This window comes from Parasphingomonas caseinilytica (genome assembly GCF_036663755.1).
Lineage (GTDB): Bacteria > Pseudomonadota > Alphaproteobacteria > Sphingomonadales > Sphingomonadaceae > Sphingomonas.
Genome location: NZ_JAXOJL010000003.1, coordinates 138304 through 164006 on the forward strand (window position 1 = coordinate 138304; position 25703 = coordinate 164006).

At 64.9% G+C, this 25703-nt stretch carries 19 protein-coding genes and 1 riboswitch; of the genes, 10 read left to right on the plus strand and 9 right to left on the minus strand.

What is annotated here, in order from left to right; translation table 11 throughout:
• The first annotated feature begins 102 nt into the window (after positions 1-102).
• Both U1738_RS08940 and U1738_RS08945 read left to right on the plus strand, forming a co-directional pair.
• Positions 103-780, plus strand: coding sequence for a response regulator transcription factor (locus U1738_RS08940; RefSeq protein WP_332788697.1), 678 nt, complete (start codon positions 103-105; stop codon positions 778-780).
• A 13-nt stretch (positions 781-793) separates the two neighbouring features.
• Positions 794-2146, plus strand: coding sequence for a sensor histidine kinase (locus U1738_RS08945; protein ID WP_332788698.1), 1353 nt, complete (start codon positions 794-796; stop codon positions 2144-2146).
• A gap of 242 nt (positions 2147-2388) precedes the next feature.
• Here U1738_RS08945 and U1738_RS08950 read toward each other — a convergent pair whose 3' ends face one another.
• A complete protein-coding gene (locus U1738_RS08950) occupies positions 2389-5001 on the minus strand; it encodes a TonB-dependent receptor (RefSeq protein WP_332788699.1) in 2613 nt (870 codons plus the stop codon).
• 391 nt (positions 5002-5392) lie between these two features.
• On the opposite strand from U1738_RS08950, the gene U1738_RS08955 reads away from it, so the two are divergent.
• The 4 genes from U1738_RS08955 to U1738_RS08970 all read left to right on the plus strand — a co-directional run bounded on the left by U1738_RS08955 (position 5393) and on the right by U1738_RS08970 (position 10268).
• Entirely contained in the window at positions 5393-5614 is a 222-nt protein-coding gene (locus U1738_RS08955) for a hypothetical protein (protein WP_332788700.1), read from the plus strand.
• Positions 5615-5679: 65 nt separating this feature from the next.
• Positions 5680-5910: riboswitch (cobalamin riboswitch) on the plus strand.
• 110 nt (positions 5911-6020) lie between these two features.
• On the plus strand, positions 6021-8324 hold the full coding sequence (metE, locus tag U1738_RS08960; protein ID WP_332788701.1) for a 5-methyltetrahydropteroyltriglutamate--homocysteine S-methyltransferase: 2304 nt from the start codon (positions 6021-6023) through the stop codon (positions 8322-8324).
• Positions 8325-8337: 13 nt separating this feature from the next.
• Positions 8338-9096 (plus strand): acyl-CoA thioesterase, encoded by a 759-nt coding sequence (locus U1738_RS08965; RefSeq protein ID WP_332788702.1) that lies wholly within the window; start codon positions 8338-8340, stop codon positions 9094-9096.
• Positions 9097-9176: 80 nt separating this feature from the next.
• On the plus strand, positions 9177-10268 hold the full coding sequence (locus U1738_RS08970; protein WP_332788703.1) for a catalase family protein: 1092 nt from the start codon (positions 9177-9179) through the stop codon (positions 10266-10268).
• A 13-nt stretch (positions 10269-10281) separates the two neighbouring features.
• Here U1738_RS08970 and ligD read toward each other — a convergent pair whose 3' ends face one another.
• Positions 10282-12789 carry a DNA ligase D gene (ligD, locus tag U1738_RS08975; protein ID WP_332788704.1) on the minus strand — a complete coding sequence of 836 codons (2508 nt, stop codon included), beginning with the start codon at positions 12787-12789 and terminating at the stop codon, positions 10282-10284.
• Positions 12790-12906: 117 nt separating this feature from the next.
• Positions 12907-13776, minus strand: a complete 870-nt coding sequence (gene ku / locus U1738_RS08980; RefSeq protein ID WP_332788705.1) for a non-homologous end joining protein Ku — start codon at positions 13774-13776, stop codon at positions 12907-12909.
• A gap of 146 nt (positions 13777-13922) precedes the next feature.
• On the opposite strand from ku, the gene U1738_RS08985 reads away from it, so the two are divergent.
• Positions 13923-15281 (plus strand): cation:proton antiporter, encoded by a 1359-nt coding sequence (locus tag U1738_RS08985; protein WP_332788706.1) that lies wholly within the window; start codon positions 13923-13925, stop codon positions 15279-15281.
• Positions 15282-15289: 8 nt separating this feature from the next.
• Here U1738_RS08985 and U1738_RS08990 read toward each other — a convergent pair whose 3' ends face one another.
• Both U1738_RS08990 and U1738_RS08995 read right to left on the minus strand, forming a co-directional pair.
• Positions 15290-15676, minus strand: coding sequence for an SDR family oxidoreductase (locus tag U1738_RS08990; protein WP_332788707.1), 387 nt, complete (start codon positions 15674-15676; stop codon positions 15290-15292).
• A 53-nt stretch (positions 15677-15729) separates the two neighbouring features.
• Complete coding sequence (locus tag U1738_RS08995; RefSeq protein ID WP_332788708.1) at positions 15730-16269, minus strand: SDR family NAD(P)-dependent oxidoreductase; 540 nt, start codon at positions 16267-16269, stop codon at positions 15730-15732.
• Positions 16270-16368: 99 nt separating this feature from the next.
• On the opposite strand from U1738_RS08995, the gene U1738_RS09000 reads away from it, so the two are divergent.
• Genes U1738_RS09000 through U1738_RS09010 form a run of 3 tightly spaced genes read left to right on the plus strand, consistent with a single transcriptional unit; the run spans position 16369 to position 19472 of the window.
• Positions 16369-17988 (plus strand): NAD(P)/FAD-dependent oxidoreductase, encoded by a 1620-nt coding sequence (locus tag U1738_RS09000; protein ID WP_332788709.1) that lies wholly within the window; start codon positions 16369-16371, stop codon positions 17986-17988.
• The gene (locus U1738_RS09005; protein ID WP_332788710.1) at positions 17985-18536 is read left to right on the plus strand and encodes a pseudouridine synthase; all 552 of its coding nucleotides are present in this window, start codon (positions 17985-17987) and stop codon (positions 18534-18536) included. The genes U1738_RS09000 and U1738_RS09005 overlap by 4 nt, the downstream gene beginning before the upstream one ends.
• A gap of 60 nt (positions 18537-18596) precedes the next feature.
• Positions 18597-19472 (plus strand): MBL fold metallo-hydrolase, encoded by an 876-nt coding sequence (locus U1738_RS09010; protein WP_332788711.1) that lies wholly within the window; start codon positions 18597-18599, stop codon positions 19470-19472.
• A gap of 110 nt (positions 19473-19582) precedes the next feature.
• Here U1738_RS09010 and U1738_RS09015 read toward each other — a convergent pair whose 3' ends face one another.
• From U1738_RS09015 to U1738_RS09030, 4 genes are all read right to left on the minus strand, one after another.
• Positions 19583-22567, minus strand: coding sequence for a TonB-dependent receptor plug domain-containing protein (locus U1738_RS09015; protein ID WP_332788712.1), 2985 nt, complete (start codon positions 22565-22567; stop codon positions 19583-19585).
• A gap of 179 nt (positions 22568-22746) precedes the next feature.
• Positions 22747-23175: a nuclear transport factor 2 family protein gene (locus U1738_RS09020; RefSeq protein ID WP_332788713.1), complete on the minus strand. Its 429-nt coding sequence runs from the start codon at positions 23173-23175 to the stop codon at positions 22747-22749.
• Positions 23172-24863, minus strand: coding sequence for a class I adenylate-forming enzyme family protein (locus U1738_RS09025; RefSeq protein ID WP_332788714.1), 1692 nt, complete (start codon positions 24861-24863; stop codon positions 23172-23174). The genes U1738_RS09020 and U1738_RS09025 overlap by 4 nt, the downstream gene beginning before the upstream one ends.
• A 24-nt stretch (positions 24864-24887) precedes the next feature.
• Entirely contained in the window at positions 24888-25685 is a 798-nt protein-coding gene (locus U1738_RS09030) for a DUF1295 domain-containing protein (protein WP_332788715.1), read from the minus strand.
• Positions 25686-25703: the final 18 nt, after the last annotated feature.

The window sequence follows — 25703 nt, forward strand, 5'->3', positions numbered from 1 at the left end:
TCCGATAGCCGCAACGGGCGTGAACGCGTTCGCGTGTTCGGGGCATTGAATCGTTGCGATAAAACTGTGATTGCTGGGCCGATGACGGGCGGGGCCAGAGCGATGCGATTGCTGATTGTCGAAGACGATGCGCGCGCCGCCAAGCAGCTGGTGGCCGATGTCGAGGAACTGGGCCACCAAACCGCGCTGGCCGGCGATGGACGCGCCGCGCTGGCGCTGGCGACCGAAGGCAAGTTCGACGCGGTGCTGCTCGACGTGATGCTGCCGTTCGTGGACGGCGTGGACGTGACGCGGTTGTTGCGCGAGCGACGCATCGGCGTGCCGATCATCATGCTGACGGCGCTCGGCGATCTCGACCAGCGGCTTGCCGGGCTGGAGGCCGGCGCGGACGATTATCTGGTCAAGCCAGCCGCCCCGGCGGAGATCGATGCACGGCTGAAGGCGATCCTGCGCCGCACCGCGCATGCCGGCGATTCGGGCGTGATGCGCGCGGGCGCCATCGAGGTGAACGAGGTGAAGTTCCGCGCCACGCGCGGCGGACGGCTGCTCAGCCTGCAGAAACTGGAATTCCTGTTGCTGTGCGAACTGGTGCGCAATGCCGACAGCGTGGTGACGCGGCAGATGCTGTACCAGAATGTGTGGCATTACGATTTCGAGCCGACCACCAACATCGTCGAATCCTATATCCGCCGGCTGCGCGGGCAATTGAACGCGGCCGACGAAACCGATCCGATCGTGACGCTGCGCGGTGTCGGCTACATGCTGAAAAGCAACCCGTAATGCGGCCCCGATCGTGATACGACCACGCTCGCTGCGGGCGATCCTGACGCTGTACGTCGCGATCATCCTCTGTGCGCTGGTGGTGGTGCGCATCACCAGTTACGTCGTCACGCACAAGGCGCTGGGCGTCGAGGTCGATCGCCGCCTGGCGACCGAGGCGGCGGCGGTGGCCGGGAACAGGCCCGATATCGCGGCGATGGCCGGGCGGATCGCGACGGCGCAAGAGGATCACGACACGGCAGACCTGTATTACGCGCTGTTCGATCCCGCCGGGCGGCACATTGCCGGCAAGCTCGACCTGCGCCGGATGCCGCCGCCGGGCTATTCGCATTTCGGCGCGGAGGCACAGGTTCCGGGCGTGGCGCACGGGCGCGCACTGGTTCGGCGGATCGAGGGCGGCGGGACGCTGGTGCTCGTCTCCGACAACGATGTGATCGACGGCTTCGACACGCTGCTGTTCCGGGTACAACTCGCCAGTCTGGGCACGACCGCGCTGATCGTGATCGGCGGCGCGATCGGTATCTGGCTGGCGATCAAGGCGCGGATGCGGGCGATGCAGGCGACGGTCGATGCGGTGATCGCCGGCGACATCCGCCAGCGCGTTCCGGTGGACGGCAGCCGCAGCGAATTCGACCGGCAGGCGGCCGCGTTCAACCGCATGCTCGACCGGATCGAGGCGCTGATGGGCAATGTGAAGCATGCCGCCAAGGACGTGGCGCACGAATTGAAGAGCCCGCTTGCCCGGCTGCGCGCGCGCACCGCCACGCTGGAACGGCAATCGCGCGGCGCGCCGGTGGCGGCCGCCGAGATCGAGGGTCTGCTGGCCCAGACCGACGATGTGCTGGAGGTGTTCGCCAGCATGATGCGGCTGTGGGAAGTGGAGGGCGGGCATCGCCGCGAGCGCTTCGCCGATCTGGATATCGGTGCGCTGGCGATCGAGGTCGGCGAAGGCTTGCAGGCGGTGGCCGAGGATGCGGGGCGCGCGCTTGCCCTGCCCGCCGCGACGGCGATGCCGATGCCGATGCCGTTATGGGGCGATGCCGCGTTGCTGCGTCAGATGCTGGTCAATCTGATCGAGAACGCGATCGGCCATACGCCGCCCGGCACGCACATCGCGATCGGGACGGAGATGCGCGGCGATACGGTCGCGGTGATCGTTGCCGACGACGGGCCGGGCATTCCGGCGGGCGAGCATGCGGCGATGGTGCGCCGCTTCGGCCGGGGCGAGTCGTCGGGCGTGCTGCCGGGCCAGGGTCTGGGGCTGACTTTGGTCGATGCGATCGCGCGGCTGCATGACGGGCGGTTGATACTGGAGGATGCCACGCCGGGCCTGCGCGCGGTGGTGGAACTGCCGCTGGCGGGCTGACCGCTGGATTCTGGTGATATGAGCTCGAACTATCGTCCGTCATTCCCGCGAAGGCGGGAATCCATAATCACAGCACGTCATGAGACCCACTCAGTGCAGCCAGTATGGATTCCCGCCTTCGCGGGAATGACGATGTAGGGAAACCGCGATTCAAACCAAAGTCATCAAGCTCTAAATCACAAACAAAACCCGGACGGTGAAGATCACCGCCCGGGCCTGTCTTACTTACCGTGGGAAGAGGTTCAGAACTTCGCCGACACTTCCAGGCCCCAGGTGCGGGGCGGATTGAAGTTGGCGTAATCGCCGAGGATCCCGCCGTAATTGGTCGAGACCAAAGTCGACCCGTTATAGTTGAGCACCGGCGAGGAATTCGCGGCCGACCGGCGATAGATATACGTCTTGTCGAGCAGGTTGCGCGCCCAGACCGATACGGTGACCTTGTTGTGATCGTTCACCGCGATATCGGCCAGCGCGAGGCGGCCGTTCATCACGAAGCTGGCGTCGGTCTTGGTCGGCTCGAGCTGGAAGCTGTACTGGCTGCTCGCATAATTGCCGTCGAGGTGGAAGCGCACCTTGGTGCTCTCGGCGCCCAGCGGGATCTCGTAATCGAGCGAACCCGAGGCGGCGTTGTTCGGCGTGTAGACGATGTACAATTGCTGCGGCAGGCCACCGGTGATCGAGTTCACCGCCGACGGGGCCTTCCAGTAGGTGTAGGCATAGGATGCCGTCAGCGTCAGGCCGGTGACCGGCTTCACCGTCAGGTCGGCCTCGATCCCGCGGATCTTGCTGTTGCCGGCATTCTGGGTCTGCTCGATGTGCGCGCCGTTGGTTGGGCTGCCGCCGGTCGTATCGAACAGATCGAAGTCGAACTGGGTGTTGCTGCGATCCATGATGTAGCCGGCCAGGTTCAGGCGCGCCCGGTGATCCAGGAAGTCCATCTTCGCGCCGACTTCGTACGACTTGACCGATTCGGGGCCGAACGCGTTGAAGCTCTGCGAGCGATCGTTGGCACCGCCGGCGCGGAAGCCGGTGGCGTATTTGGCGTAGAGGTGGACGTCCGGCGTCGCGTCGAACGCGATGTTGAACATCGGATCGAAGCGGCTGACGCTGTTCGCGAAGGTGAACCCCTGAACCGCGTTGTTGACCACGTAGAGGCGACCACGGCGCTTGTCCTTGGTCCAGCGGCCACCCGCCGTAATGTGGACGCTGTCCAGGGCATCCGGCGTCCAGGTCAGATTGCCGAACAGCGAATAATTGTGATCGTACGCTTCGCTGGCGCGGGTGATGAACTGGCAGCTGTTGGTGAATTGCGGGACGGTTGCGGCGAGCGTGTTCGTGCATGACGGCGCGAATTGCTGATAGCCGGAGTTCGCGCCCGTCACCGTGCCCGTCACGATCGGGCTGCGGATGGTGTAGGCCGTGCCGTCGATGTTCCACTGGTTGGTGAGCGGGGTGGCGGCATATTCGGTCGCATGTTCGGTGTAATAATAGGCACCGGCCACGTAATCGAACTGCGAGAAGCTGCCGACCGCCTGGAATTCCTGGCTGAACTGGTTCTGGCGCAGGAACGACAGGCTGTAGCGGCTGAACGTGCCGTTCGCGCCGGTGGTGTTCGGCGAGAAGGAGCTGCGCTCCGGACCGCCCGAATTGTCCCACTGATCCGTGCTGACGCCGCGCCACGCGGTGATCGAGCGCAGTTCGATTCCGGGTGCGAGCTTGTACTTCAGATTGGCCGAGAAGCCGTGCGTGATATCGACGCTGGGTTGCTGCGGCACGCCGACATCGGCGACGCTCTGACGCTCGGGATGCACGCCGACCAAGGGTGCCTTGGGCGCGATGCAGATCTGCGGCGCGGGGTTGGTCGCCAGGATGGTGCCGCCGCACGCGGTCGGTGCCACCGCGGTGCCGGTGCCCGGCACGTAGAGCTGCGTGCCGACGACGCCGGTCTGCGGATTGGTGTAGGTGCCAACGCGGTAGCCGTTGGGGTTGTAGTTGATCAACTGGCTGTATTGCGGCGTGTTTTCGTCTTTTGCGTAATCATAGGCGAAATCGGCGGTGAAGCCGTCGACCGGCTGCCAGCGGGCGGCGATCCGGCCGCCCTTGCGATCGTAATAGTTCCAGCCGGTGGCCCCCGACAGCGGGTTTTTCACGGTCGGATCCTGATGCTGGTACACGCCGTCCAGCTTCAGCGAGATGTCGTAGAAGGATGGCAGATCGAGATGCACGTCGGCGTTGCGCGCGCCGTAATTGCCCACGCCGCCGGTGACGCGACCGCCGAACACGCCGCTCGGTGCCTTGGACACGAGCGAGAGCGCGCCGCCTTCGGTATTGCGGCCGAACAGGGTGCCCTGTGGGCCCTTCAGCACTTCGATGCGCTCGATATCGAACAAGGCGGCGTTCAGGCCCTGCGTTTTGCCCAGCGCGACGCCGTCGATATAGACGCCGACCCCGCCGTCGCGGGCGGTCTGGTTCTGATCGTAGGGTACGATGCCGCGGATACCGATCGTCAGCGCCGACTGGCGCGCCTCGAACGTGGCGATGCGCAGCGACGGGATCGAGCCGTCGGCGAGGTTGAACAGGCTGAGCACGTGGCGATCCTCGATCGCCTGGGTGCTGAGCACGCTGATCGAGATCGGCGTCTTCTGCAGATTGGTCTCGCGGCGAGTCGCGGTGACGACGACCTCGGTCAGCTGATCGTCACTGGCCGGCGCGGGATCGGCGGCAGGAACGGGATCGGCAACCGGCGTTGCCGCCGCGGCCACCGGCGTTTCGGCGGCGAAGGCCGGTGCTGCGGTCGCGGCGATCAGCGCGGTGCCGAGCAGCAGGCGCAACCGGAGGTTGGAGTGAGAACGCATGTGTAGCCCCTTTGGTTTTTCGAAACTCGTTAACGGGGCCGCTACAGCTCATATGGGTCAGGATTGTTACGACGGATGTAACACAAATAGTATTGATCGACTATTTTCGTGTCATAAAACGATTTATGAAAATATAGATGTAGCAATGTCTCGCATCGATAATCCTAAAATGGGAATATGGACGTCATTATATTACGTGAAATTCATCATGTTCTTCAAATAACTTGAGACGTTCGAAATCACAAATCAATATACTCGGATATCGCACTTGTGATTTTCGGACGTGAAGGGCGCTCGATCATGGTCGCAACCTTGCTAGGAACCGGCGCCAAGTGATACGATGTGACCGTCCACGACCCGCCAAGAGGTCGATTCTTTTAGGAGAATGCCGGTGCAATGCGAACAACATCTCGCCCTGAAAGCCATCCTGATCGGCCTGCGCCGCAGCGGAACGATCGATCGCCACGCGGTCAAATCGATCGTTTCGACATTGCAGGAAACTGCGGCCAAGGCCCGCCCCAATTGCCCCGAAAGCGCGGACGGCCTGCTGCAACTGGCCGATGCGCTGGCCGAGGGTCCGGCGAAGACCTGCATGGTCGAAGTGGCCGCCTGATCCTCGCGCCGAACATCATATAAAGATTTCTTTATATGATGTCTTGACCCCGCCCCCCGATGCTGGGATGCTTAGCGGGTCGAGGTTCTCCGTGCATGCGGATGCACGGAGCTAAGACGGGAAGCCGGTGCGCTCCCCCCTTCTTTCGGGAAGCGGAGCAATGCCGGCGCTGCCCCCGCAACTGTAAGCGGCGAGCGGCGGCCATCGAGTGTCACTGACGGTGCGAGCCGTCGGGAAGGCCAGGCCGACGTGACGACCCGCGAGCCAGGAGACCTGCCTCCGACGCGATAACGTCCACCGGCGGGGTGTCCGGGCTGGTCGCTTGCATGCCGCGGCCGGGCCTTGTCCGTTCGCGCGTCCTGCTCGTGTCCTGTCTTTTGCCCCGCTTTTCATCGGGGTATGAAGAATGACCGTCACTGTTGCCACCTTGGGCTTCCCGCGCATCGGCCCGCGCCGCGAACTGAAATTCGCGCTCGAACATTACTGGTCCGGCAAGTCGGGTGAGGCCGACCTGCTCGAATCCGCCGCCGCCTTGCGCACCGCCGCCTGGGCGCGCCAACGTTCGCTCGGCGCGGACTGGCTGCCCTCCAATGATTTCTCGCTCTACGATCATGTGCTCGACACCAGCGTGATGCTCGGCGCGATCCCGGAGCGGTACGATGCGGCGCATGGCGAGGCCGATCTGGCGACCTATTTCGCGATGGCGCGCGGCACGACCGGCGCGGACGACGGCTGCGGCCACGCCCATGCCAGCCAGACGGCGTGCGAGATGACCAAATGGTTCGACACCAATTATCATTACATGGTGCCCGAGCTGCACGCCGGACAGAAACTGGCGCTCAACACGCCGAAGATCGTCGACGAATATCGCGAGGCCAAGGCGCAGGGGTTCGAGACGCGCCCGGTGCTGCTCGGCCCGGTTACGTGGCTGAGCCTGGCGAAGGGCCGCGACGTCGATCCGTTCGATTTCCTGGACGAGGTGCTGGGGCTGTACACGGTCATCCTCGGGCAATTGGCCAATGCCGGTGCCGCCTGGGTGCAGATCGACGAGCCGGTGCTGGTGCTCGATCTGGACGAGAAGCAGCGCAAGGCGTTGACGCGTGCCTATGCCCGGCTGTCGCGCAGCGGCCCGAAGCTGATGCTGACGACCTATTTCGGCGGGCTGGAAGACAATCTGTCCTTCGCCGCATCGCTGCCGGTCGCCGGCCTACACGTCGATCTGGTTCGCGCGCCGCAGCAACTGGATGCGGTGCTGGCGAGCGCGCCCAAATCGCTGCTGCTGTCGCTGGGCGTGATCGACGGGCGCAACATCTGGCGGGCCGATCTGGCGGCATTGCTGGATCGGATCGCGCCGATCGCCGCGACGCGCGACCTGATCCTCGCGCCGTCCTGTTCGCTGCTACACGTGCCGGTCGATCTCGCGCTGGAGCGCAAGCTGGATGCCGAGGTGACGCAGTGGCTGGCCTTCGCGGTGCAGAAGATCGAGGAACTCTCGATCCTCAAACGCGCCTTGAACGATGGCCGCGCGAGCGTCGCAAGCGCGCTGTCCGCCTCGACCAATGCCGCCGCCGCGCGCAAGGTTTCGCCACGCATCCACGATCCGAAGGTCGCGGCACGTGTCGCCGATGCCACCCCGGATCAGCGCGAGCGGCGTTCGGGCCACCCGGCACGCATCGCGGCACAGGCGGCGGTGCTGAACCTGCCCGCCTTCCCGACCACCACGATCGGATCGTTCCCGCAAACCGCCGAGGTGCGCCACGCCCGCGCGGAGCATGTTCGCGGCAATCTGGGCGATGCCGATTACCAGACCTTCCTGCGCGAGGAGACCGCGCGTGCGGTGCGTTGGCAGGAGGAGATCGGCCTGGACATGCTCGTCCACGGCGAATTCGAGCGCAACGACATGGTGCAGTATTTCGGCGAGCAACTCGCCGGCTTCGCTTTCACCGTGAGCGGTTGGGTGCAGAGCTACGGGTCGCGCTGCGTGCGGCCGCCGATCCTGTTCGGCGACGTCTCGCGGCCCGAACCGATGACGGTCGCATGGTGGCGTTATGCGCAGGGCCTGACGGACAAGCCGATGAAGGGCATGCTGACCGGGCCGGTGACGATCCTCAACTGGTCGTTCGTGCGCGACGATCAGCCGCGCGAGGCATCCTGTCGCCAGATCGCCTTCGCGATCCGCGACGAGGTGAGCGATCTCGAAACGGCGGGCTGCAAGGCGATCCAGATCGACGAAGCCGCGCTGCGTGAAGGCCTGCCGCTTCGCAAGCGCGACTGGCAGCATTATCTCGACTGGGCGGTCGACTGCTTCCGCTTGTCGGCGGCGGGCGTGGCCGACGCGACGCAGATCCACACCCATATGTGCTATTCTGAGTTCAACGACATCCTGCCGGCGATCGGCGCGATGGACACCGATGTGATCTCGATCGAGACGGCGCGATCGCAGATGGAGCTGCTCGACGGCTTTGCGCGCTATCGCTACCCGAGCGCGATCGGGCCGGGGGTGTACGACATCCACGCGCCGCGCGTGCCGGGCGAACAGGAGATGGTCGCGCTGATGCGGCTGGCGCAGCTCCACCTCCATCCCGACCAATTGTGGGTCAATCCCGATTGCGGGCTGAAGACGCGCAAGTGGGAAGAGGTGAAGCCGGCGATCGCGGCGATGGTCGCGGCGGCGCGGACGCTGCGCGCCGACCTGCTGGTCGCGGCGTAAGGCGATGGAGACGGTGACGCGTTCGACGGGCGTCGTCCGGTTGATCGACATGATCTTTCCGGGGGACACCAATCATCACGGCACGTTGTTCGGTGGCGTGGCGCTGGCGCATATGGACAAGGTGGCGTTCCTCGCCGCCTCGCGCCATGGCCGCGCGCCGTTCGTCACCGCCTCCTCGCAGCGCATCGATTTCACCGCGCCGGCGCTGAAAGGGGAACTGATCGAGGCGACCGGGCGGATCGTGCGCGTGGGCGCGCGATCCTGCGATGTCGAGGTCGAGCTGGTAGCGGAGGCGTTGCTCAGCGGCGAGCGGCGGCTGTGCACGCGCGGTCTCTTCACTTTGGTCACGCAACGGGGGGATGGCGGCCCCCTGCCCCCGATCATGCCGGATTTGCCGGTGGCGGACGACGACGCACTGCACATGATGGACATGGTGTTCCCGCCGCAGACCAACCATTACGGCACCCTGTTCGGCGGCGATGCGCTGCGCATGCTGGGCAAAGCGGCCTTCATCGCCGCGACGCGCCACGCCCGCGCGGTGATGGTGATGGCGGCGTCCGACCGGATCGATTTCCGCGTCCCGATCCGGGAGGGGGAGATGATCGAACTGATCGCCCGCGTCAGCATGAGCGGGCGCAGTTCGGTGCGGGTGGCGGTGCAATTGTGGTCGGAAGATCTGCTGACCGCGGAGCGCCGCCACGCCGCATCGGCCGAATTCGTCATGGTCGCGGTCGATTACGATGGCCGGTCGCGCGCTATCTCCAAGAAATAATTGCAGAATATTCCTGCGGGTTGCGCCGAAATGAACCCTGACGCGTTGGGCGAGGGAAATCCTGCGCGAAGGAACTGCCAATGACCAGCCCAGTCCCCTACTCCCCGTCCGTCGAGCAGCCGAAGCCCGACGAGGGTGAAACCATCCAGGGCTTGAAAGGCGCGTTCAAGACGATCCTCGATACGACGTCCAAGGATTACGGGCATGCCGTGCGCAGCGTGCATGCCAAGGGCCATGGCATCGTCACCGGCACGTTCACCGTGCTGGACGATCTGCCGCCCGAGCTGGCGCAGGGCCTGTTTGCGCAGGGTGGCGAATATGAAGCGGTGCTGCGCATCTCGACCGCGCCGGGCGATATTCTGGACGACGCGGTCAGCTCGGGTCGGGGCTTTTCGCTCAAAGTGTTCGGCGTGCCGGGCGACCGTCTGCCAGGATCGGATGATGGCGAGCAGGATTTCCTGATGGTCAACGGTCCCGTCTTCGGCGCGCCGGATCCGGCGACGTTCCTCAAGAATTTGAAGCTGCTGGCCGCGACGACCGACAAGGCGGAGGGCGCAAAGAAGGTGCTGTCGGCTACGTTGCGCGTGGTCGAGAGCGCGATCGAGGCGCTGGGCGGCAAGTCGTCGCTGATCACGCAATTGGGCGGCGCGGCCGAGGTTCATCCGCTGGGCGAGACCTATTTCTCTCAGACCGCCTATCGGTACGGCGACTATATTGCGAAATTCTCGCTCCGTCCGGTGTCGGCCGGCCTGACCGAGGTGAGCGGCGATATCGTCAACGTGCATGGCCGTCCCGACGCGCTGCGCGAGGATGTGCGCGAGCGGATGATCGAGAATGGCGGCACATGGCAATTCTGCGTGCAATTGTGCACCGATCTCGAAAAGATGCCGGTCGAAGACCCGACGGTGGAGTGGGACGAGAAACTCAGCCCGTTCATCCCGGTCGCGACCTTGAGCGTGGCACCGCAACTTTCATGGGAAAACGGCGCGAGCCAGGCACGCGAGGACGTGCTGGCATTCAGCCCTTGGCATGGCCTCGCCGCGCACCAGCCGCTCGGCGGCGTAAACCGTGCGCGACGTGATACGTATGAATATTCGGCCGGGTACCGCGCCGATTTCAATGGTTGCCCGATGCACCAGGTGAAGCAGTTGGAGGATCTCGACGCGCGCTGATGCGGCGGGCGGGTTACAGGTCCGGCAGCACCTGCCGGGCCACCCCCCAGCCGGCAAGCGACGCGTCCGATGCGCGTTCCAGCAATGCCTGCTCGTCGCCGACATGCCATTGCGCGGGCGTTTCGATGTTGGCCAGTTCGCCCCACGTGACCGGCACCGCGACCGGTGCCCCGGCGCGGGCGCGGACGGTGTAGGGCATCACCGCCGTGGCACCGCGCTGGTTGCGCAGCCAGTCGATGAAGATCTTGCCCTTGCGCTTGGCCTTCGACATCGTCGCGGTGAAGCGCTCCGGCTCGGCCTGTGCCAGCGCACGGCTGAAACGATCGGCGAAATCCTTCACCGCGGGCCATTCCGCTTCCGGCGTCAGCGGCACAACCACGTGCACGCCCTTGCCGCCCGACAGCAGCGCGAAGCTGACCAGCCCGATTTCCGCCAGATGCGTTTTCAGATCGACCGCCGCCGTCTTCACCTCGGCGAAACCAAGGCCCTCATCGGGGTCGAGATCGAACACCAGCCGATCGGGCTTCTCGACGTCGCCGATCGACGCGCCCCAGCCGTGGAACTCGATCGTCCCCATCTGCACGCACGCGACCAGCCCGTCGGCATCTTCGAGGTAAAGATACGGCTCGGTCGATCCGTCCTTCTCGCGGATATCGACCTGATGGACATGGTCGCCAAACGATCCGGCGTCGTGCTTCTGGAAGAAGCAATGCTTGCCGCGCCCCTGCGGGCAGCGCACCAGACTGATCGGGCGATTGCCGGCGAACGGCAGGATGACCGGAGCCATCGTTTCGTAAAAGGCTGCGAGATCGCCCTTGGTGACGGTGGAATCGTCGAACAGGCGGCGTTCGGGATGGGTGATCGTGATGCCGGATTTGGATGGTTGGGGCGCGGCCTTGGATTTCTCCGCCACGACATCCGCCGCCGCCTTGTCCTCACGCAGGCCGAGAAAGCTGGAATGGCGCAGCACACCGTCAGGCGTCACCTCGGCGAAGGCGATTTCCGCGACGAGTTCGGGTTTCACCCACCGCGCACCGCGTATCGCCGCCTTGGGTGCCTCGACCGTGGGTGTCTTGCGTGAGAGGCGTTCGAGTTTCTCACCGATATCGGCCATCACGTCCCGGGTGAAACCGGTGCCGACCTTACCGGCATAGCGAATCCCGCCGTCCTCGTTCACGCCGAGCAGCAGCGAACGGAAGCCGCGCGTCTTGTCACTGGGCAACCAGCCGACGATGACAAATTCCTGGCGGTGCAGGCATTTGATCTTCAGCCAGTTCTGCGTGCGCTTGCCGGTGTAGACCGCATCGGCGCGCTTCGAGACGACGCCTTCATAGCCCTCGCGACACATCGCCTCGAACAGTTTTTCGCCCGCGCCGACGATATGTTCGGCGAATTGCAGCCGCGCATCCGCCCCGTCGAGGATCGCGCGCAGGCGATCCTTACGTTGCACATTGGGCAGTTTCTCGAGCCGTTCACCGTCCAGTTCGAGCAGGTCGAACGCGAACAGCGACATCTCCTTGTTATTCGAAATCGCATCCTTGAGCGTGGAAAAATCGGGCCGCCCATCCTTGAACGCGACGATCTCGCCGTCGATCAGCGCCGATCCGACCGGCAGCGCGGCGGCGGCTTCGGCGATACCGGGGAATTTGGCGCTCCAGTTGAGCCCGCTGCGGGTGAACACCTTGGCTTTTCCGCCGGCCACGGCGATCATCGCGCGGTATCCGTCATATTTCACTTCGTGAATCCAGCCCGATCCGGTTGGCACGCTGTCGACCAAAGTGCAGAGTTGTGGCTCCTGAAACGCCGGCATTTTTGCGTCGTCCCGGCGCAGGCCGGGACCGCTGGATTTGGCGCGATCGGGTTGCCCCGAACCCTGCGGTCCCGGCCTGCGCCGGGGCAACGGTTTTGGTGCGCGGAGTTTCTTCCACGACGCCAGATCCTTCGCCGCCTTGCCCGCGGCGATCTGCTGCATCGTCCGTCCGGTCCTGACGCTGGCCAGCGCGCCCTCGACCAGATCGTCGGAGCCGGCGGCGAATTCGTCGTCCACCTTGCGGAGCAGCCAGTTGGTATTCCGCTCCTTGCCGCGCGGTTTCAGCCGGATGAGCATCCATTCGCCCTTCATCCGCATGCCATCCAGCACGAAATGCAGGTGGCCCTTCTCCAGATCCGCAGCCGACTTGCCCGGCACCGGTGCCCACGTGCCGTCGTCCCATAGCATCACCGTGCCGCCGCCATATTCGCCGGCCGGGATCGTCCCTTCGAAATCGGAATAGCTCAAGGGATGATCCTCGGTCTGCACCGCGAGGCGCTTGTCGGCAGGATCGAGGCTGGGGCCACGCGTCACCGCCCAGCTTTTCATCACGCCGTCCACCTCCAGCCGCAGATCCCAATGGAGGCGGGTGGCGTCGTGCTTCTGCACCATGAAGCGGTTGCCATGGCCGGGCTCCAGCGTACCGCGCGGCTCGGCGGTTTTCGCGAAATCGCGCTTGGAATTGTATTTTTCGAGCGGGTCGGTGGTCATCTAAGGTCGTCCGCCACGATCGTCATCCCAGCGCAGGCTGGGATCTCGGGCGACTCCTTCGGGACAGGAGCCGCATGAGACCCCAGCCTTCGCTGGGATGACGATGTTGTAAGGATGTCATGCACGCTTCTTCGCCGGGGCTTTCTTGGCCGGAGCCTTGGCGGCGGGCGTCTTAGCCGCCGCAGCCTTGGTCGCCGGCTTCTCGATCGACTTCTTCAACGCGGCCATTAGATCGACCACGTTCGAGCCAGACCGAGCGGTCCCGTCATCCTTGTCCTCGATAATCTTGCGGTTGGATTTCGACTTCTGCTTGCGCGCGATCAGATCCCGCAGCGCATCGATATAGCGATCGTGGAACTTGGCCGGATCGAACTCGGCGGTCTTTTTGTCGATCAGCGTCGTCGCCAGATCGAGCAGGTCGGCATCCGGCTTGTCGTCGGGAATGTCGCGGAAATAGCCCTGCGCCTTGTTGACCTCGTCGGCGTAGCGCAGCGTTTCCAGCACCATGCCGCGCCCGCACGGCTTCAGGCTGACGACATATTCGCGCCCGCGCATCGCGAGTTGGCCGAGCCCGACCTTCTTCGCCCGGCGCAGCGCCTCGCGCAGCACGATGAACGCTTCCTCGGCCAGATCGTCGGCGGGGACGACGAAATAGGGCCGCTCGTAATAGAGAACGTCGATCTCGTCCGCGTCTACGAACTGGGTGAGTTCCAGCGTCTTCTTGGATTCCAGCTTCACCGCATCGATCTCGTCCTGATCGAGCAGGACGTAATCGCCCTTGTCGACCTCATAGCCCTTGACGATCTCGTCGGTGTCGATCGCGCCGAGGCCGGGCACGACCTTCTCGTATTTCACACGCTTGCCCGACGGTTCGTGGATCTGGTGGAATGCGATCTGCGCACCGGATTTGGTCGCGGAAAAGATTTCGACCGGGATCGAGACGAGGGCCAGTCTGATCTGCCCCTGCCAATAGGCGCGCGCAGCCATGATGTTCGTCTCCCCTTCATTTCGGAGCCGATTCAACCCGGCGAGGGGGGCGTTCGTTCCGCGCCTCCTCGATCGAGCATCATCACGCGTTCCATCCGCAGGTGCATTGCTCTATCCTCGGCTGGGTTCGGGGAGAGAATATCGGAATGATCGACAGCTTTTGGACGACGATCGGCGGCGTGCTGTCGCCGCATGGGCCAGCCGCGGCGGCGGCCGCGAAAAGCTATGCGCCGGGCGATTTCTCGATCCACTTCTTCCTGCAACTCGCCGTCATCCTGATCGCGTGCCGCATCGTCGGCTGGCTCGGGCAGAAATTGCTCGCCCAGCCGCAGGTGGTGGGGGAGATGATCGCCGGCGTCGTCCTCGGGCCGTCCCTGCTCGGCCTGATCTGGCCCGATCTGCAGGGCGCGATCTTCCCGAAGGAGACGCGCAACGTGCTGTATGCCGGCTCGCAACTGGGCGTCGGGCTGTATATGTTCCTGGTCGGCACGACACTGCGGCTCGATCACTTCCGCGCGAAGGCGAAGAGCGCGGCGGGCGTGTCGTTCGCCGGAATCGCCGCGCCGTTCGCCATCGCCGTGCTGATCACGCCGTTCCTGCTCGACGTGCCCGGCCTGTTCGCGCCGGGCATCTCGACCATGAACGCCACGTTGTTCATGGGCGCCTGCATCGCGCTCACCGCCTTCCCGATGCTGGCGCGGATCATCAACGAACGCGGCCTCGCCAATTCGTCGCTCGGCACATTGTCGCTGACGGCAGGGGCGTTCGACGATGCCTGTTCGTGGTGCGTGCTGGCGATCGTGCTGGCGACGTTCGGCGGCGGCGCTGGCGTGGCGATCCTGGCCATCGGCGGCGGCTTGCTGTGGGCGGTCTTGGTGGTGATCTTCGCCCCGCGCCTGTTCGCGCCGCTCGCCGCGCGGGTAGAGCGCGAGGGCGAGATGAGCCATGCGGTACTGGCGATCACCCTCGCCGCCTTCTGCACCTCGGCCTTCCTGATGGACGCGGTCGGCATCCACGCGATCTTCGGCGGGTTCATCCTGGGCGCGATGATGCCGCGCGGCGCGTTCGCCACCGAACTCAAGCGCAAGGTGGAGCCGGTCGCGGTCGTGCTGCTGCTGCCGATGTTCTTCACCTATTCGGGGCTGAACACGCGGATGGACATGGTCAATTCGCCGACGCTGCTGCTGATCGCGCTCGGCATCCTGATCGCCTCGATCATCGCTAAGGGCGGCGCCTGCTATCTCGCCGCGCGGCTGGCGGGCGAGGACAACCGCACCGCTCTGGGCATCGGTGCGCTGATGAATTCGCGCGGGCTGATGGAGCTGATCATCATCAATATCGGCCTGCAAAAGGGCATTATCGGGCCGACTTTGTTCTCGATGCTGGTGCTGATGGCGATCGTCACGACGATGATGGCGGGGCCATTGTTCGAGGCGGTCTATGGCAAAAAGGCGCGTGAAAGCGGCGAACTGGACGCGATCGGCGCGCCGGCACCGGCGGAGTAGATCCCGCTTTATCCGCCCGCATACCCCCCAATGATCGGCAGCACTTCGCCGGTGATGTAGCTGGACGTCTGGGGCGAGGCGAGAAACACATAGGCCGGCGCGATCTCCTCGGGCTGGGCCGGGCGCTTCATCGGCGTATCGGCACCGAATGTCGCGACATCGGGTGCCTGCTTGTCCGTGGGGTTGAGCGGCGTCCAGACCGGCCCCGGCGCGACCGCGTTTACGCGGATGCCCTTCGGAATCAGATGTGTGGCCAGACTGCGGGTGAAAGCGTGGATGCCGCCCTTGGTCATCGAATAATCCAGCAAATCCTTATTGCCGAGCAGGCCCGTCACCGATCCCGTGTTCACGATCGCCGAACCCGGCTTCATCTGCGCGACCGCCGCCTGCGCCATGAAGAAATATCCGTAGAGGTTGGTCTTCAGCGTCTGGTCGAAATGTTCTGCGGTCAGACCTCGAAGCTGGAATGCACTTGGAACGCGGCATTGTTAACCAGCACGTCGAGCCGACCGAACGCCTTCACCGCCCGCGCGACCGCGCTCTTGCAGAATGCCTGATCGCGGACGTCGCCGGCGATCAACAAGCACTTGCGGCCTTCCTTCTTCACCGCTTCGGCCGTCGCCTCGGCATCCTCCTGTTCGTCGATGAGATAGACGATCGCCACATCGGCACCCTCACGCGCGAACAGCACGGCGACCGATCGTCCTATCCCGGAATCTCCGCCGGTGATGATCGCCGCCATGCCATCGAGCTTGCCCGATCCCCTATAGAATGGCGCGTCGTACATCGGGGCGGGATCGAGCTTCGCCTCGATACCCGGTTTCGGCTGATGCTGTTGCGGCAGGGGCGGTTCGGGATAGGTGCGCGCGCCGGCCTGCATCGCACCACCGCCGGGCGACTTTTTCTTCTTGTCGGCCTTGGCGACCTCCGCCTGGATCGCGCGCTGCTCCTTGCCCGGGGCCGCGGCATTCTTGTCCGATTTCGCCATGATGAATTCCTGAAATGATCGTGGCCCAAACTCCCGCGGAGCGACGATCGTTCCTGCACGATTGGCGTCGTGTGCGCCCACGCGCTAAGGCCGCCGGCGATGTTACGCCTGACCGAACTGACCCTGCCGCTCCACCATCCCGACGAGGCGCTGCCCGCCGCGATCTGCAAGCGGCTGCGCATCACCCCGCGCGAACTGGTGCGCTACGTCGTCGCCCGGCGCGGGCACGATGCGCGCGACAAGGCCGACATCCAGCTCGTCTATTCGGTCGATGTGAACGTGAAGGACGAGCCGGCGGTGCTGGCGCGCTTCCGCAAGGATCGGAACGTCCAGCAGACGCCCAACACCAGCTATCGCTTCGCCACACGCGCGCCGGCCGGCGAATTCGCGCGGCCGGTGGTGATCGGCGCGGGACCGTGCGGGCTGTTCGCCGGGCTGATCCTGGCGCAGCTCGGCTATCGCCCGATCATTCTCGATCGCGGCAAGGTGGTGCGCGAACGGACCAAGGACACCTGGGCGCTGTGGCGCAAATCGGTGCTGGACCCGGAATCCAACGTGCAGTTCGGCGAAGGCGGCGCGGGCACCTTTTCCGACGGCAAGCTCTACAGCCGGATCAAGGATGCCCGGCACCTCGACCGCAAGGTGCTGACCGAATTCGTCAAAGCGGGTGCTCCGCCCGAAATCCTGACCGAGGCGCATCCCCATATCGGCACGTTCCGCCTCGTCACGATGGTCGAGAACATGCGCGCGACGATCGAGGCGCTGGGCGGCGAATATCGCTGGCAGAGCCGTGTCGATGGGCTTGATATCGCCACCGATGCGAGCGGCGAGCGCCGGATGCGCGGGCTGCATCTGCACGATGGCGGTTACATAGCGGCGGATCATGTCGTGCTGGCGATCGGCCATAGCGCGCGAGACACCTTTGCGATGCTCCATGCCGCCGGGGTGCATGTCGAGGCCAAGCCCTTCTCGATCGGCGTGCGGATCGAACATCCGCAAAGTTGGATCGACCGGTCGCGCTTCGGCAGCGACGCCGGCAACGCGATCCTCGGCGCGGCGGAATATCACATCTCGCATCACTGCTCGAACGGGCGCACCGTCTACAGCTTCTGCATGTGCCCGGGCGGCACGGTGGTCGCCGCGACCTCGGAGGAAGGGCGAGTCGCGACCAACGGCATGAGCCAATATTCGCGCAACGAACGCAACGCCAATTCGGGCTTCGTCGTGGCGATCGATCCGGCGCGCGACTTTCCCGGCGATCCGCTGGCCGGCATCGCGCTGCAACGCCATTGGGAAGAGCGCGCGTTCGTGGCCGGTGGATCGAACTACAAGGCGCCGGCGCAGCGGCTGGGGGATTTCCTGGCCGGCAAGCCGTCGCAGTCGCTGGGGTCGGTCGCCCCCTCCTATCGCCCCGGCGTGACGCCGACCGATCTGGCCGAATGCCTGCCCGATTTCGCGGTGACGGCGATGCGCGAGGCGATCCCCGTGTTCGGGCGGCAGATCCCGGGCTACGATCATCCCGACGTGGTCATGACCGGGGTGGAAACGCGCACCTCCTCCCCCGTCCGCTTCACGCGTGGTGAGGATTTCCAGAGCCTCAACACGATCGGCCTGTTCCCGGCGGGCGAAGGCGCAGGCTATGCCGGTGGCATCCTTTCGGCGGCGGTGGACGGCATCAAGGTCGCCGAGGCGGTGGCGACGAGCATCGCCGCCGCGTGACGCTGATCCTGTTCAACAAGCCGTTCGACGTGCTGTGCCAGTTCACCGATGTGAACTCGCCCTCCCCGCGCCGGACGCTGTCGGAATTCATCGATCTGCCGGGCGTCTATCCCGCCGGTCGACTGGATCGGGACAGCGAGGGGTTGCTGCTGCTGACCGATGACGGCCGCCTGCAGGCACGCATCGCCGATCCTAAGTTCAAATTGCCCAAGACCTATCTCGTGCAGGTCGAGGGGGAGCCGCGGAACAGCGATCTCGACCAGCTCAGGCGCGGCGTGCTGCTGAAGGACGGCATGACCCGTCCGGCCGAGGCCGAAAGCATCGCCCCGCCGGACCTGTGGCCGCGCGATCCCCCGGTGCGCTTTCGCAAGACCGTGCCTGACAGCTGGATCAGCCTGACGATCCGCGAAGGCCGCAACCGCCAGGTGCGCCGGATGACCGCGGCGATCGGCTTTCCCACGCTGCGGCTGGTGCGCCAAAGCATCGGCGACTGGACGGTCGATGGACTCGCGCCCGGCGCATGGCGCGAGGCTCCCGCCGGCCGGTAGAGGACGGCTGCTCGACACCGGTCACGCTTTTGGATACGCGCCGGATAATCGGAGGGGCTGATGTTCGGACCATTGTCGCTGATCGCTCTGGCCTCGGCCGCCATCGCCGATCCGCGCGCCGCGTCACCGCCGTTGATGCGCCATGAAATTACGCTCGGGCGCTGCCGGATCACGGCGTTGTCGGACGCCGCCGATCGCGCCGATCCGGCCGCCGGTCGCCCCGCCGCGACGCGCAATGCCTTCCTGTTGCTGGTCGACGGCCACCGCATCATGATCGGCCCGATCGCCACCGGTGACCGGCTTCGCGCCGCGCTGTCGGGCCTGGGCTATCGCCCCACCGACGTGGATACCGTGATTGTCACGTCGCTCGACGATGCGCAGGGCGGCGGCCTGCTCGACGGCGATCGGCCCGCTTTCCCTGCCGCCACCGTCTTCGTTGATCGCTGGGCGGTCGACCATATCGGTGGTCGGATATCGACCAGCCCAATCATCGCAAAGGCGCTGGACGCGTATCGCGCGCGAAGCCGCCTGCGCACGCCCGATTTCGATCTGGACGTCGTGCCCGGCGTGCGCATGGCCGTCACGTCCGAAGGACCTCGCACCGGATCGGTCCGCGTCCGCTGCGGCGAGACAATGCTGGTGTTCTGGAACGGCGACCTGCGCCTGCAGGATCGCGCGACACGAGGCGGCCCCGCCGTCATATCGCCCGATCGCCAGCGTTTTCTGGACGAAGCGGTCGCCAAGGATCACCTTATCGCGACCTCGATCGGCCCGTTCCCCGGTTTCGGCCATGTCTATCGCCTGGCCGACGGCTTCCACTGGGGCGCGATCGAAGCCCGTGGTCCCAGAACCAAACCCCGCCGCCGGGGCGAGGTCTATATCGAGCCGGGAAATGATACCCCGGTCGAAAGCAAGGCGCCCGTTCCGCCGAAATGATCGGGATTGATCTGACGGCGCGCCGTCGAGTCGAGATTTTCCTGCCCTCCAAAAGCATTCGGGGAGCGACCCTGCGGTCACTCCCCGAAGCTTGAGATCGAAGCTGAAGCTTAGAACTTCAGGCGTGCGCCCATCGTGAACGATCGGCCGATCGGATCATAGATCGTCGGGAAGGTGTTGCCGCTGTTATACGCGGTGCCACCGACGCCCGAACCCACCAGAGGCGGCTTCTTGTCGAACAGATTGTCGACCGTCAGCGTCAGTTCCAGTTCCTTTGCCGGCTTCATGCGGAAGGCCAGGTCGAAATAATTGTACGCCTTGATCTTCTCGAACGCGTCCAGGATGTTCGCCGGATCGACACCGCCCGGCTGCGCGACATTGCCCGGTAGGCGCGCCGCGAGGAACGGCTCCAGCTTGACCGACGAGATGTGCGTCCACAGCAGCGAGATGTCGAAGACCTCCTGGCTGTAGGTCACACGCCCGTTCCACTTCCATTCCGGCCGCGGGTTGGTGCAGCCACCGGCGCTGTAATAGCCGGTGCAATCGCGATTGATCGCATTCGGCGTCGCCTGGAAATGGTAATAGTTGAGCCAGGTACCGTTAAGGCCGAGGTTGATCGAGCCGGAATTGCCCAGGCCGATATCGCTCAACGGGATCCGCTGCGTCACGCCCATTTCGACACCCGCCGTTTCGATGACGCCGAGGTTCGAATAGGTCAGGATGACGCCCGGCGTTTCCCCTGCGCCGTTGAGGCTGCCGGTCAGCGGGTTGCGCCCGATGAGCTGGCAGAAGGCGTTGTAGGCGAAGGTGGGGTTGAGCGACGCCGAATAGCAGCCGTTCAGGATATCGGCCTGCGCCGGCTGGGTGATCGCATCACGGACGCGGATGTTGAAGTAATCGACGGTCAGCGCAAACCCCTTGATCTGCGGCGGCGCGATGACGGTACCCAGCGTGTAGGTGCGTGCACGTTCCACCTGAAGCGTACGGTTACCCGAGCTGGTATTGTTGATCTGGCCCGAGGTCGGCTGAGGAATCGACCCGATCGTATTGGCCGGAGCACCGGTCAGACGGCACAGATTGGCAAGGCCGGTGGCCAGCGTCGTGCCCGAGCATGGATCGCTGGTCAGATTGCCCAGACCCTGCACCGGGGACTGGAACAGTTCCTGGATGTTGGGCGAGCGCACCGCGACCTGATAGGTGCCGCGGAACTTGAAGCCCTGCGCCAGTTCCCAAGTACCGCCGGCCTTCCACGTCGTGCTGCCGCCGGTGGTGGAATAATCCGAATACCGGAAGCCGGCTTCGGCGCTGAGGCGGTAGAAGAACGGCTTGTTCTCGACCAGCGGGATGGCGATTTCGCCGAACGCTTCCTTGACCGTGTATTTGCCGAAGTCCGGCGGCGTGCGCGCGCCGGTGCCGAGCACTTCGCCCTGGATTTGCGATGGGCCATCGGGCTGGCTGGCAGCCGTGGTCTTGCGATATTCACCGCCGATCGAGAAGGCGACGGTCGACTCCGCGAATGGCGACTTGACGCCGAACAGATCGCCCGAGACGCTGCCGGTTACGACGCCCAATGTCACCTTGCGATTGATGATCGCATCCAGATCGATGAAGGCGAGCTGATCGGCGGTGATGCTGCCGTTCGGCCCAAACAGGTTGAGCGGCACGCAATTGTTGGTCGTGTCGGCGCAACGAAGTTGACCACCCGTGGTGCGATACGCGCGCAAAGCCTGCTGGACCTTGCTGAACGAACCCCAGTTCTCGCGCACCTGATTTTGCGTCGTCTCGCCATATTGGCCCGACAGATCGTATTTCAGGCCGGCGAACAACGTACCCCGCACACCCAGCTGCATTTGGAACATCTGCGAGGTGATCGGATTGCCGCGCGGACCATATTCGGTGAAGCGGCGCTGCGCGATCACCGGAACTTCGAGATAGCCCGCCGTACCCGGACCGCCCTGAACCGTCGCCGCCGCGGTGCATGCCGCCGCACTGATGCTGCGCGCGGTGCATAGTTGGTTGCGGATGCCATCGGTCAGATACGGGTTGTTGAGCGCCAGCTGATAGGTGTTGCCGAACGTGCCCGATGGCGCGAGCTGCAAGCGGACCTCGTTGCGGGTGAACATCGCGGTCGAATACAGTTCGATCCCGTCGGTTACATTGTAGCGCGCAGCGGCGTAGGCGTTGTAGCGCGTCAACGGCGTCTGGAAATAGGTGCCGTTGTTGGTGTTGTACGTATCCGCAGCCGTGGCCGCCTGAAGCAGGCCGGTGGTGGGATTGACGACGGCACCGAAGCTGCTGGCCGGCAGGCCAAGTGCTGCGTTGGTGGGCGAAGCGAAGATCGTCACCTGCGCGTTGGTCGCACCCGAGAACAGGCCCGTCGCCGAGCTGATCGGGAAGGCGCTGATGTCACGCGCCGTGTGCAGCAGCGGCTTCGACTTGGTATATCCCAGCCCGAGGACAATGTTGCCGCGGTCTTCGGCGAAGTTACCGCCGATCAACAGATCCGCACGAACCCGCGCGGCATCGCCGCGCTCGGAAATGCGGTAGTTGCCGCTGAGATCTACGCCGGAGAAATTGCGCTTGGTCACGAAGTTGACGACGCCCGCGACCGCATCGGCACCGTAAACGGTGGAGGCACCGCCGGTTAGCACTTCGACGCGATCGAGGAGCGCGACGGGAATGTTGTTGGTATCGACCAGTCCATCGAGGCCGAATGGCGTCACGCGCCGGCCATCGAGCAGGACGAGCGTACGCTGTTCGCCGATACCGCGCAGGTTGAGCGTGGCCGAACCGTCGGAACCGTTATTGACGCCCGGGCCGATCGAAGGCCGAAGTGCTGGCAGGTCGCGCAGCAGTTCCTCGGCGGTACCAGCCTGGCGATAGGAAATTTCGGCCGCGCCAACCACGGTCACCGGGCTTGCCGTGGCAAGGTCCGGACGGGTGATGCGCGAACCCGTCACCACGACTTCATCGCCCTGGGCTTCGGTTGACGTTTCCACTGGCGTGGCGACCTGAGCCAAGGCCGGATGTGCCGAAATCACGGCACCGGCAAGAAGTGTCGCCGAGAGAAGGCGCGTGCGTACGCGTAGGTCCATTCTGATAGTCCCCCAATGTGATCGCACCCGAACATGTCGAGCGGCAGCCCCCGAGCTGCGTTAATCAGACGACGTGGTATGAACCATTCCGCAGTTGCGAAAGATAATATGACGCTAACGTCACAAAATGTGACAAAAATGCCACGAAACAGCAATGAAGATGGTTACCGCGCGGGCTCTCAGCCCCGCCCCAACCGATCGACCAGCGCCGAAAGATGGCCCGGCACCGGCGCGCCCTCGCGCAGCTTTTCCATGCGGCGGGTGTCGATATAGTCCCGCCACGCGATGATGCGGTCGCCTGCGAATTCGATCACCGCCGCATAGGGCATAGCGACTGCGGTGCCGGTGGTGCGGGTGTACGCGTCGATCCCCTCGACGAACAGGCGATCGCCGGCCTCGGCATGATGGCCGATGCTCCAGCGCGTCTCGGCCATGTCGGCGCGCAACTGCTCCAGGAAACCGCGCACCGCCGCCTTGCCCTCCAGCGGCGCGAGCGCGCCGGCGGCGACATGCCACACCACCGCATCGTCCATGCCCGCCAGCGCCGCATCGATGTCGCCCGCATTCCACGCCGCGATCACGGCGGCGAAACGGTCGTATAGCGTCACGCGAGCAGGCCGATCACCGTCTCGCGCAAGTCGCGGCGCGACACCTTGTTCATCGCGTTGCGCGGCAACGCATCGATCATGACCATCAGTTCGGGCAGCTTGAACACCGCCAGCCCCTGATCCTTCAGCCAGCCGGAAATCTCGCCCAGATCGGGCGTCTGCCCGTCTGCGGGTACAGCGGCGACGCACATCCGCTCACCCAGCCGTTCGTCTGGCACGCCGACCACCGCCGCCTCGCGCAGCGCCGGATGGCCGGCGAGCAGATCGTCGATCTCGGCCGGCGAGATGTTCACGCCGCCGCGCACGATGATGTCCTTGCAGCGCCCGACGAAGCGATAGAAACGCTCCTCCGCGATCTCGAACAGGTCACCGGTGCGGTAGAAGCCCTGCGCATCGAAAGCGTTCGCGCTGATCTCCGGGCTTTCGAAATAGCCGCCGAACGTCGCCGCGCCCTGAAAGCGCAATTCGCCGGGGCGGCCCGGTTCGGAAATGTCCTCTTCCGTCTCGATATCGACCAGACGGGTCTGGATCATCGCCGAACTCTCGCTGCCCGGCCAGTCGATGCCGGCGACGCCCATGCGCGGGAAATAACGCGCGCGATCGTGATGATCGGGCACCTGCCGCGCGTCGCTGAACAGGGATGCGCCCTCGTTCGAGCCGTAGATGTTGCACACTTCGATGCCGTGATCGTGCGCGAAACCCTCGATCATCCAAGGGCTGAGCGGCGCGGAGCCGGAGCCGATCGCGCGCAGCGACGACAGGTCCACGCTGTCGAGCAGGCCCGGCGTCTTGAGCAACGCATTGAGGATGGCGGGCGCGGCGATGGTATAGTTGACGCGTTCGGCGGCGATCTGCGCCAGGAACACTTTCAGGTCGAACGGGTGGTGCAGCACCAACGTGCCGCGATGCATCAGCCACGGCGTGACGAGGCCGAACGACCCGATATTGACCAGTGGAAACGGGTTGAGCAGCACCTCGCCCTCGCGGATATCGGCGGCTTCGGCGACCATCTTCGCGTTGACGATCCAGTGGTTCTGGTCGCGCGGCACGCCCTTGGGCCGCGCCTCGGTGCCGGAGGTCCAGAAGATCGTGAACACTTCGCCCGGCTGCATCGGCTGAGCGTCATGATAGGCGGCGGCCTGCGCCGGATCGGCGACAGCGATGACGGCATCGAAATCCGTGCTGCCGTGCGGGGCGTGGCCGCCCAGCACCAGCACCCGGCAATCGCGCCCGCCGGTCAGCTTCAGCGCCATCGCGGCATGATCGTGCCCGGCGAACTGCGCGCGCGTGACGATCGCGGCCGGGCGAACCTTGTCGATGACATAGCCCAGTTCGTGTGCACGGTACGGCATGACGACGGGCGAGATGATCAGGCCGATGCGCGAACAGGCCAGCGCCAGGATCACCGTGTCGGTGACGTTCGGCAACTGATAGGTCAGCACATCGTCCCTCTTCAGGCCGACATCCAGCAGCGCCGCCGCGACCCGATCGACTTCGGTACCGAGTTCGCCCCAGGTAAAGCGACGCGGCGGCGTGCCGTCGAGATCGGCGCGGTTCATGGGATCGACCAGGGCGAGACGATGGGGCAGCTGGTCGCGGTTGCGTTGGAGCCAATCGTCGAGCGTGAGATCGCCCCACCAGCCGCGCGCGGTGAAATCGTCGATGCGGGATTGCGGGGTCAATTGCATATCATTTCTCCACGGCCCAGCGGTTCACAGCCGCTTCGGCGGCCAGGGCACGAAGCCCGAGGTCGTCGCGATGTAATCGGCATATTGCGGCTTCGTCTTGCGCATGCGGAATTCGAGCGTCGGCGCGCCGGACCATTTCATCAGCGTCCAGGTGAGCAGGATCGGCCCCGGCAAGGCGAACCAGCCAATGCCGGTTTCCGCACCGATCGCGAACAGGCCCCACCACACGCAGGCGTCGCCGAAATAATTCGGGTGCCGCGTGTAGTGCCACAGGCCGGTGTTCAGCACCTTGCCGGCATTGGCGGGATCTTTACGGAACCGGGTGAGCTGGAAATCGCCGATGCTTTCGAACGCGATGCCGAACAGCGCCAGCGCCGCCCCGGCATAAGCGAGGCCGCCGAGCGCGACCGGCTCGGCCGGGATCTGGCCCAGCATCACCGGCAAAGCGACGATGAACTGAAGCGGTGCCTGCGTGACGAACACCAGCCAGAAGCTGGCCCGGGCATAGCCCCAGCCGCGCTTCTCCTGCGCCTTTTCCATCATGCGGACATAGCGGCGATCCGGCCCGTGATCGCGCCAGCGCCAGAACAGATAGCCGCCCAGCCGGAGCGCCCACAACCCGCACAGGCCGAGCAGCAGCACGCGACGATCGGTCGCCACGTCCATCTGCACGAACGTCGCCAGCGCGAGCAACGCCATGCCCAGCGCCCACCATGCGTCGACCATCGTCACGTCGCGGATCGACGAACAGATCGCCCAGAGCGTGGTGAAGGCGATCACCACCGTCACCGCATCGATCGCCAATATCTTCAGGATTTCCATCGTCAGCCCCCTCTTCGC